Consider the following 8,874-nt stretch of genomic DNA (forward strand, 5'->3'; position numbering starts at 1 on the left):
GTCGAATCTCGTTCCGGCTCGCATCACCTGAGGGGTGAGCCGGGCGATCCATGCGCTGGTCCTCGCCCGTGGCGACACGGTGACCACCGGGCGGTTGTGGCGGACCGCCGCGACGACGGTTTCCGGCGGCATCGTCGCGTCACGGGGCAGTTCCCGCTCGCCCGCGGACGCGTCGTCCCATTCACTGCGGACGCGTCGTCCCATTCACTGCGGACGAGTCGTCCCATTCACTGCGGACGCGTCGTCCCGCTCACCGGGCGACACCACTCCCGCAGAGCGGATCGGACGACCGATCATCGTGACCGCGTGTTAGACAGATCGAGCAGTCGATCGTTGCGCACGCGAACGGATTCACGAGCGCGGACCGAGAAGGAACCATGACCGCCGAGACCACCGCGCGTACCCGGCAGGTCTCACGTGCGCTCGTACCGGTCCTCGCCCTGTGCGGCATCGGTGTGGCGCTCATGCAGACGCTCATCGTTCCGCTCCTGCCCCAGTTGCCGGTGCTGCTCGACGCCACCCCCGAGAGCACTTCGTGGGCGGTCACCGCGACCCTCCTCGCGGGCGCGATCGTCACGCCCATCAGCGGCCGTCTCGGCGACATGTACGGCAAACGCAGGATGCTCGTGGGCAGCCTCGCCGTGATGGTCGTGGGATCCGTGGTGTGCGCGATGACGACGAGCCTCGTCCCACTCGTCGTCGGCCGCGCGCTCCAGGGAGCGGCGGTCGGTGTCATCCCGCTGGCCATCGCGGTACTGCGCGACGAACTCCCGGCGCAGCGTGTGCCCGGCGCCATGGCGACGCTCAGTGCCACGCTCGGCGTCGGCGGATCCGTCGGGCTTCCCTTCGCCGCGGGCATCGCTCAACTCACCACCTGGCACATGCTCTTCGTGGTGTCGGCGGTCATCGGTGTCCTCGGGATCGTCCTGACCCTGTGGGTCGTTCCGGAGTCGGAGGCGCGCCGTCCGGGCCGATTCGACTACGTCGGCGCCGTCCTGCTCTCGGTCGCGTTGATCCTGCTGCTGCTGCCCGTCAGCAAAGGCAGCACCTGGGGGTGGGCGAGCCCGGTCACGATCGGTATGTCGGCCGGGGCGGTCGTCGTGGCCGTCTGCTGGGTGTCCTTCGAGTCGAGACAGCCGCGGCCCCTCGTCGACGTCCGGTTGTCCGGGCGTCGGCCGGTCCTCATGACGAACGCGGCGTCCATCGCACTCGGGTTCGCGATGTACGCCAACGTGCTGGCGTTCCCGCAGTTGCTGATGGCCCCGCACGAAACCGGTTACGGCTTCGGGCAGAGCATGCTCATGGCGGGAATCGCGCTCGCCCCGAGCGGGCTGGTGATGATGTCGCTGTCGCCGGTGTCCGCGCGCATCACCGATCGATTCGGCGCACGAACGACCCTCGCGTGCGGTGCGGTCACGCTCGGCGCGGGCTACCTGTTCGCGTACTGGTTCCACACGGAGGTCCGGCACATCGTCGTCGCGGCGATGCTCGTGGGGGCCGGCGTCGGGCTCGCGTACGCGGCGATGCCGGCGCTGATCATGTCGGCGGTGCCGCTCAGCGAATCGGCGGCGGCGAACAGCCTCAACACGCTCATGCGGTCGATCGGTACGTCGTCCGCCGCCGCCGTGGTCGGCGTGGTGCTCGCCGCGATGACGGTCCGGATCGGCGACGCAGTGGTCCCGTCGCTCGCCGGGTTCCGGGCCACCTTCCTGATCGCGGTTGCCGCGACCGCGGTGGCGTTGGTGTTCACCGCGATGATCCCCCGGTCCCGACCTCCGCTCGAGGCGGTCGCCGACACATCGGCGCGGTGACCGGCCGATCCGCTATCGGGCGCTGAGCGACCACTGACCGTAGTCGGAGGTGAGCACATGGTTGACGTCGATGCCGATGCCGTCGATCTCACCGCCCGACACCTGGTGCAGGTTCGCACGCGGATGCACGTGGCCGGCGGGGGTTCCCCAGTTGTGCTGCCAGAAGTACGCGCCGAGACCGACCGCGGACGCCCACCCGATCGTCGGTGAGTTCGCGTACACCCCGGTGTTCTCCGGACCCACCACCTCCTGCCACGCCAGCAGGTACGGGGCGATCTGCGTGGTGAACTGGACGAACGTCGGGTTGTCGTCGATCGACGCGTAGATCGGGCGGTCGTCCGGACCACCCGCGGCGCGGTGCAGTTCGAGTCCGCGGCGCGCGTGCTTGAGACCGGCGTCGTAACCACCGAGCCAGTCGGAGGTCTCGCCCTTACCGAACTGGTAGCACGACACGACCTCGAGCCCGCTGTCTGTGAGCGCGTCGGCTTCGACGGCGGTCAAGGGTTTGGCGCGCATCCATTCCGCACCGGGCCGCCGATCCGACACGTAGCGGATCGCCCCGCTGTGCCCCGCCGCACGGATGGACGCGGGTGACGGCACCGCCGCCGAATAGTCGACGATGGTCCCGAGCACCTCCCTCCCCTGGGCGACACCCGGTGCGCCGAGGGTGGATGCCAGCGCGACACCCGATCCGATCATGCTGTAGCGCAGTATTTCCCGACGGGTCAGTGCCATGCGGTGCCTCGATTCGGTACGGCGACGGACGGGCCACCCGGTATTGCACCACAATCCCGCCCGTCACATCCGCCACATCGCGCGGCGGGCCCGATTCACCCGAATCGAGGTGCGATGTGATCGCGGTGCGTCAGCGGTCGGCGAGTTCGGCGAAGAACGCCGGGACCAACGCGACGTCCTCGACGGTGCGCACCGACGTCCGCACCCCCAGTCCGTGTTCCTTGAGCAGGTCGCACAGCCCTTCACCGTCGACGAGGTCGATCGGCGGTGCGCCGTGTCGGTGCGCCTCGGCGCGGGCGTCGTCGGTGAACGAGCCGGTGGACACGAGCAGACCCTTCTCGCCGCGACCCACCATCGAGGCCCGGAACTCCCGGACCACGTCGGCACCCACCCGGTCGCGTCCGCGCAGGAACCGGAAGAACACCGAGAAACTCAGCAGCGACACCCGCACCACACCGGTGCCCTCCACCGCGTCGTCACCCACGGACACCGTCCCCGGCGCCGGGATCGTCAGTGTCGTGAATCCCGTCGACCTCAGAACGACGGTGACCAACCGCTCGAATCCGTCCGCCGGAAGGTCCGCGACCGCCGCGAGCACCGGATCACGCCACAGCTCCGGATCCTCGGGCGCCGCGACCAGCGGAAACACCTGCGCTCCGGACGAGGATCCACGCACCGTGCGCTTGCGTCGCTTCTCCGCCGTGTAGGCCATCAACATGGGCTTGATCTCGGATTCGCGCACGGTGCGTCCCTGCTCGGTCACACTCCACACACCGCGGCGGGCGTTCTCGAGCAGCCCCATCCCCTTGAGGTAGGTGCGCGCCCACGCGACCCGGTATTCGATCTCGGTGCCCGGACCCTCACCGTGCAGGACCGCCCGGGCCGCCGCCGACAGCTCCTCGCGGTCGACGACCGCCGTGTCGATCTCCTCGATGGCTCCGGAACCGCCCAGGCCGATCACCGACTGCAGGGTCGACCACAGCAGATCCGTGTAGGGCGGCAGCACGATCTCATCGCCGGTGGGGTCTCCGACGGGATCTCCGGCCACGTTCCGACGCTGCACACCTTCCCCTAACGTCGCGGCCCGCCACCTGCGCCGACCGCTTCCTGCACGTCACCGACCACCCTATCGGATCGGGCACGCCCGTTCGGGCCCGGGCACCACCGGCACGCACCTACGATGATCACCGTGAACCGTGCATCGCACACCGGATCCGCGGGGTCGTCGTGAACCGCCCGCCGCCCGTCGACACGGCCCACCACCCGCATCTGAGCGGGGTGTTCGCGCCGCAACGCGACGAGGTGGACGTCCGGGGTCTGCGCGTCGACGGTGTCCTTCCCGACGACCTGCACGGCACCTATCTGCGCAACGGCCCCAATCCACGCTTCGATCCGATCGGCACGTACGTGTACCCGTTGGACGGCGACGCGATGGTGCATCGGATCGACCTCGGCGACGACGGACTGCGGTACACCAACCGCTTCGTGCGCACCCCGTGCGTCGTCGCGGAGGAGCGGGCCGGTCGCGCACTGTGGGCGGGCATCACCGACCCGTACCTCCCACCGGCCGAGGAGGTCGGGCCCGACCTGGCCGGCACGATTCGCGAACTACCCGACATCAACGTGATCCGGCACGCGGGTTCCCTGTTCGCGCTCGCAGAGTCCGCTCCGCCGTACACACTGGGCTCGGACCTCGAAACCCTCGCCCGCGACACCTTCGACGGGGCATTGCCCGTCGGGATCACCGCGCATCCCAAGGTCGATCCCGCGACCGGCGAGATGGTCGTGTTCTGCTACGTCTTCGAGGCGCCCTATCTGACGTGGGCGGTGATCGCCGCCGACGGAACCGTCACCCGCGAACCGACACCCGTAGACGGCGCCGACCGCCCGCTGATGATCCACGACATGGCTCTGACCTCCCGCTACGCGGTGCTGGTTCTCGCACCGCTCGTGTTCGACCCGAGCGCACTGTTCTCCGGCGGATCCCCGCTGACCTGGCATCCGGATTCCGGCACCCGCATCGCACTGATCCCCCGCGACGGCGGGCCCGTGCGCTGGCACACCACCGATACGTTCTGGATGTGGCATACCGCCAACGCGTTCGACCGGGACGACGGTGCGGTCGTCCTCGACTACGTCGAGTGGACCTACCCGGGTGGGTTCGCCGAGGTCGACGAGCCGAACAGGTCGACGCTGCAGCGCGCGGTGATCACCGACACGGGCGTCACCCGCGCCCCGTCGGCCGACGGGGCGATGGAATTCCCTCGCATCGACGACCGTGCCGTCACCGGACGGCACCGCACGGTCGCGACCATCGGCCGCAGCGGCACCGCCGACCTCGTCGCGGGCGACGCCGACGCGCTGCGCTGGTTCGACGTCGACAACGGCGCGGAGACGACGTGGCGCGCCCCGGAACTGTCGGTGGGTGAGCCGTGCTTCCTGCCGAGTTCGTCGGGCGGCGCGGGCTACTGGGGAACGTTCGCAACCGACCGCGCCGACCTGACCAGCCGGTTCGTGATCCTGCCGGCCGATGATCCCGGCGCCGGCCCGGTCGCGCAGATCCACGTGCCCCTCCGGGTTCCCGCAGGCCTCCACGGCACCTGGATCCCCCGCACCTGATCTCCCGATTCCGAGCGAATGTATCGCTCACTCGAATGAGTCGATCAAGCGGTACATTCGCTCGACGCGGGGGTGGCGAATCCGAGGGCCGGATACCGCGCGCGGTGACCGCGAACCCTCCCGTTGTGACCCGGGTCACGGTACCGTTGCGGGAGGCGGTTTCGAGCACTTTGCGGAGGCACCGGTCATGAGCACAGCGAAATGGTGGGTTCTCGACGCCCGAGGCAACGGCTTCGCCGTCGAACAGCGCCCCAGCGGCGACGTCGTCGTCAGCAACAGCACCACGTCCGAGGAACACGTGCTGCACGGATACGTGTGGAAGCACTCAGCGTCGTTCGGCATCCAGATCCAGAGCGAGGGGCCACCACCGTACGGTCACTGGGTGGAGAACCCCGAGGATTGACGACACCGGGTGACGCTCACGGAAGCGTCACCAGCCTGCGGCGCCCACCGGTCGTCGTGTCGACGAGCGCGGCGCCGACCACCGACGCGGAGACCGGCAGCAGGTCGTACACCTCGGACACCAGGCGCGGCAGCTCCTCGCGCCGCACCCGTGGACTCAGCGTGCAGTGCGGTGTCCAGAGTCCGGGTCGATAGTGCCGGTGCAGTTGCGCGCCAGTCTCCTGGGCGACGCGGACGACCCGCTCCTGCCGCGCCAGCAGGTCCGCGGACGGGGCTGGGACGAGCGACGCCCGCCCGCGGCGGAACAGGCCGACCGCGTCGAACGTCAGGGTGTGCGCGGGGTGGTCGGGCAGTGCTTCGAGAGCATCGGCGACCCGGTCGGTATCGTACTCACGCAGCACCGCATACGACAGGTGCGCGACGTGGTTGCGGTGCGTGTGGGTGAGCAGCGTGGCGATCCCGGCGTCCTCGAGCCGCTGCCACAATCGACGCAGCATCCGATCGGTGCTGTCGTCGAAGAGCAGGCAGACCGCGAGCGCCATCGGAAATCACCGCGGGCTTCTCACCGCACCGTGACGTGCCAGACCAGCGCGGCCGCCAGCGCACCCGCGCCGTTGAGCGACCAGTGCAACGCGATCGGGGCGAGGATGCTTCCGCTGCGCCGTCGCAACCAGGTGAACACGAAACCGGCCGCGGCCGTCGCGGCGACGGCGCCGGCGATACCGAGGATCTGCCCCCACGGTCCCGCACCGAGGAAGGCGGTCAGTCCGGCGTTGCCCGACGTCAGACCGAGCGACGACGCGATGTGCCACAACCCGAACAACAGCGAGCCCGCAGCGAAGACCCCGCGGGCACCCCACACCCGTTCGAGGCTGCCCTGGAGGACGCCGCGGAAGGCGAGTTCCTCGGGGATCACCGTCTGCAACGGGATGATGATCATCGATGCGACGAGCGCACCCGACACCGTCGCGTACCGCTCGGACAGGAAGAACTGCCGGGTGAACGGCAACGCGATACCGATTCCGACGACGAGCGCGACCAGCCCGATCGCCGCGACGGAATAGAGCGTGCCCCGTTTCCAGTGCCGCGGCGACAATCCGAGCTCACTCCAGCGCATGCCGCGTTGTCGCATGATCGCGACCAGGATGCCTGCCGCGACCGGCACGGTCGCGATCGACGCCCATACGGTTGTGAAGTGCGCGACGAGGTTCGTCGCGACGAGCACCGCGACGACGACCGCGAGGTCGATCCATGCGTGGAAGTGCGGGATACGCCGGATGATCGGGACGATCCGCTGGGCTTCTGCGACGGTCACGCGAGGGCACCGCCGATCCGACGGGTACGGACCGGTGTGATCTGGGAGTGCGTGTTCGAGCGAGGCATCCGTTCAAGTGTACGGAATCCGCCCCGCAGCCTCCGTGATACGACTCACATCGAGACGGGTCGGGAGCCGGATCACATCCCCCGTTGTCAAGGCCTTGCGTCGCCGCCACTACTGTGTTTTCGGACCCACAGCCCTTTTTCAGGAGAGACAATGGCCGACTTCCTCTACGAGGACCTGCTGCCGATCGGGGACGACCCCACCGAGTATCGGCTGCTGACCAGCGAGGGGGTGTCCACCGTCGAAGGACCCGACGGCCGCACCTTCCTGAAGGTCGAACCCGAGGCGCTGCGCCTGCTCACCGAGACCGCGCTGCACGACATCTCGCACTATCTGCGCACCGATCACCTGAAGCAGCTCGCAGGCATCCTCGAGGATCCGGAAGCATCGAACAACGACAAGTTCGTCGCGCTGGATCTCCTGAAGAACGCGAACATCGCCGCCGCCGGTGTCCTGCCGATGTGCCAGGACACCGGCACCGCGATCGTCATGGGCAAGCGCGGGCAGCACGTGCTCACCCCCGGCGACGACGAGGAGTCCATCGCACGCGGTGTGTACGACGCGTACACCCGGCTGAACCTGCGCTACTCCCAGAACGCCCCCCTCACCATGTGGGACGAGAAGAACACCGGCTCCAATCTGCCCGCGCAGATCGAGTTGTACGCGGACACCGCGAAGGGCCACGAGAACTCGTACAAGTTCCTGTTCATGGCCAAGGGCGGCGGATCGGCCAACAAGTCGTACCTGTACCAGGAGACGAAGGCCATCCTGAACCCCGACTCGATGATGCAGTTCCTCGAGGCCAAGATCCGGTCGCTGGGCACCGCCGCGTGCCCGCCCTACCATCTGGCGATCGTCGTCGGCGGCACGTCCGCGGAGTTCGCGCTCAAGACCGCGAAGTATGCGTCGGCGCACTACCTCGACGAGCTGCCCACCGACGGCGCGATCACCGGCCGCGGGTTCCGCGACCACGAACTCGAGAAGAAGGTCTTCGAGCTCACTCAGAAGATCGGAATCGGCGCGCAGTTCGGCGGCAAGTACTTCTGCCACGACGTCCGCGTCGTCCGTCTGCCCCGGCACGGTGCGTCGCTGCCGGTCGCGATCGCCGTGTCGTGCTCGGCGGATCGTCAGGCCAAGGCGAAGATCACCCCCGAGGGTGTGTTCCTCGAGCAGCTCGAGTTCAACCCCGGACAGTTCCTCCCCGAGATCACCGACGAGCGACTCGACGCGGAGACCGACGGCGTGTCGGGCACCGGCAAGGGAGCTGCCGTCAAGATCGATCTGACGAAGCCGATGCCGGAGATCCTCGCCGAGCTGTCGAAGCACCCTGTCAAGACCCGGTTGTCGCTGACCGGGCCGCTGGTGGTCGCGCGCGACATCGCGCACGCGAAGATCAAGGAACGGCTCGACGCGGGCGAGGAGATGCCCCGGTACCTGCGCGACCACCCGGTCTACTACGCCGGCCCCGCCAAGACCCCCGAGGGCCTGGCGTCCGGTTCGTTCGGTCCGACCACCGCCGGCCGGATGGACTCGTACGTCGAACAGTTCCAGGCGGCGGGCGGTTCGATGGTGATGCTCGCGAAGGGCAACCGGTCGAAGCAGGTCACCGACGCGTGCCACACACACGGCGGCTTCTACCTCGGCTCGATCGGTGGCCCCGCCGCCCGCCTGGCACTCGACTGCATCAAGAACGTCCAGGTCGTCGAGTACGAGGAGCTCGGCATGGAGGCGGTCTGGAAGATCGAGGTCGAGGACTTCCCCGCGTTCATCGTCGTCGACGACAAGGGTAACGACTTCTTCGCCGGCACCGGCGAGGTCACCCTCACCGTCGGCAAGCGACCCGGTCTGTAATCCCCCGCATTCCAGCGGTTTCCGCTCGCCCCTCCTGAGCGAACGTACCCCTCGATCGAGTGACTCGATCGAGGG

The 8,874-nt window shown here is 68.6% G+C and carries 8 protein-coding genes and 1 pseudogene; 4 read left to right on the forward strand and 5 right to left on the reverse strand.

The genetic code is table 11. The features are described 5' to 3' along the window. Window positions 1-204: pseudogene (locus LDQ05_RS18555) on the reverse strand (hypothetical protein); the annotation flags it as partial. A 173-nt stretch (window positions 205-377) separates the two neighbouring features. On the opposite strand from LDQ05_RS18555, the gene LDQ05_RS18560 reads away from it, so the two are divergent. Next, complete coding sequence (locus LDQ05_RS18560; RefSeq protein ID WP_226438429.1) at window positions 378-1,811, forward strand: MFS transporter; 1,434 nt, start codon at window positions 378-380, stop codon at window positions 1,809-1,811. 12 nt (window positions 1,812-1,823) lie between these two features. Here LDQ05_RS18560 and LDQ05_RS18565 read toward each other — a convergent pair whose 3' ends face one another. Both LDQ05_RS18565 and LDQ05_RS18570 read right to left on the reverse strand, forming a co-directional pair. After that, complete coding sequence (locus tag LDQ05_RS18565) at window positions 1,824-2,546, reverse strand: DUF1906 domain-containing protein (protein WP_226438430.1); 723 nt, start codon at window positions 2,544-2,546, stop codon at window positions 1,824-1,826. A 130-nt stretch (window positions 2,547-2,676) separates the two neighbouring features. Beyond that, entirely contained in the window at window positions 2,677-3,609 is a 933-nt protein-coding gene (locus tag LDQ05_RS18570) for a restriction endonuclease (protein WP_226438431.1), read from the reverse strand. A 164-nt stretch (window positions 3,610-3,773) separates the two neighbouring features. On the opposite strand from LDQ05_RS18570, the gene LDQ05_RS18575 reads away from it, so the two are divergent. Together LDQ05_RS18575 and LDQ05_RS18580 are read left to right on the forward strand one after the other, a co-directional pair. Then, window positions 3,774-5,165 carry a carotenoid oxygenase family protein gene (locus LDQ05_RS18575; RefSeq protein ID WP_226438432.1) on the forward strand — a complete coding sequence of 464 codons (1,392 nt, stop codon included), beginning with the start codon at window positions 3,774-3,776 and terminating at the stop codon, window positions 5,163-5,165. A 187-nt stretch (window positions 5,166-5,352) separates the two neighbouring features. Next, on the forward strand, window positions 5,353-5,568 hold the full coding sequence (locus LDQ05_RS18580; RefSeq protein WP_226438433.1) for a maltose regulon activator MalT: 216 nt from the start codon (window positions 5,353-5,355) through the stop codon (window positions 5,566-5,568). A 16-nt stretch (window positions 5,569-5,584) separates the two neighbouring features. On the opposite strand, the gene LDQ05_RS18585 is transcribed toward LDQ05_RS18580, so the two are convergent. After that, window positions 5,585-6,109, reverse strand: a complete 525-nt coding sequence (locus LDQ05_RS18585) for a 2'-5' RNA ligase family protein (RefSeq protein ID WP_226438434.1) — start codon at window positions 6,107-6,109, stop codon at window positions 5,585-5,587. Between the two features lie 20 nt (window positions 6,110-6,129). Beyond that, window positions 6,130-6,882 (reverse strand): CPBP family intramembrane glutamic endopeptidase, encoded by a 753-nt coding sequence (locus LDQ05_RS18590; protein ID WP_226438435.1) that lies wholly within the window; start codon window positions 6,880-6,882, stop codon window positions 6,130-6,132. 219 nt (window positions 6,883-7,101) lie between these two features. Here LDQ05_RS18590 and LDQ05_RS18595 point away from each other — a divergent pair, with 219 nt between their 5' ends. Next, window positions 7,102-8,799, forward strand: a complete 1,698-nt coding sequence (locus tag LDQ05_RS18595) for a fumarate hydratase (RefSeq protein ID WP_226438436.1) — start codon at window positions 7,102-7,104, stop codon at window positions 8,797-8,799. Window positions 8,800-8,874: the final 75 nt, after the last annotated feature.

Source organism: Rhodococcus yananensis (genome assembly GCF_020515525.1).
Lineage (GTDB): Bacteria > Actinomycetota > Actinomycetes > Mycobacteriales > Mycobacteriaceae > Rhodococcus > Rhodococcus yananensis.

Coding starts and splice junctions, on each gene's coding strand:
- LDQ05_RS18560 (WP_226438429.1), top strand. CDS start 378: ATGACCGCCGAGACCACCGCGCGTACCCGGCAGGTCTCACGTGCGCTC.
- LDQ05_RS18565 (WP_226438430.1), bottom strand. CDS start 2,546: ATGGCACTGACCCGTCGGGAAATACTGCGCTACAGCATGATCGGATCG.
- LDQ05_RS18580 (WP_226438433.1), top strand. CDS start 5,353: ATGAGCACAGCGAAATGGTGGGTTCTCGACGCCCGAGGCAACGGCTTC.
- LDQ05_RS18585 (WP_226438434.1), bottom strand. CDS start 6,109: ATGGCGCTCGCGGTCTGCCTGCTCTTCGACGACAGCACCGATCGGATG.
- LDQ05_RS18595 (WP_226438436.1), top strand. CDS start 7,102: ATGGCCGACTTCCTCTACGAGGACCTGCTGCCGATCGGGGACGACCCC.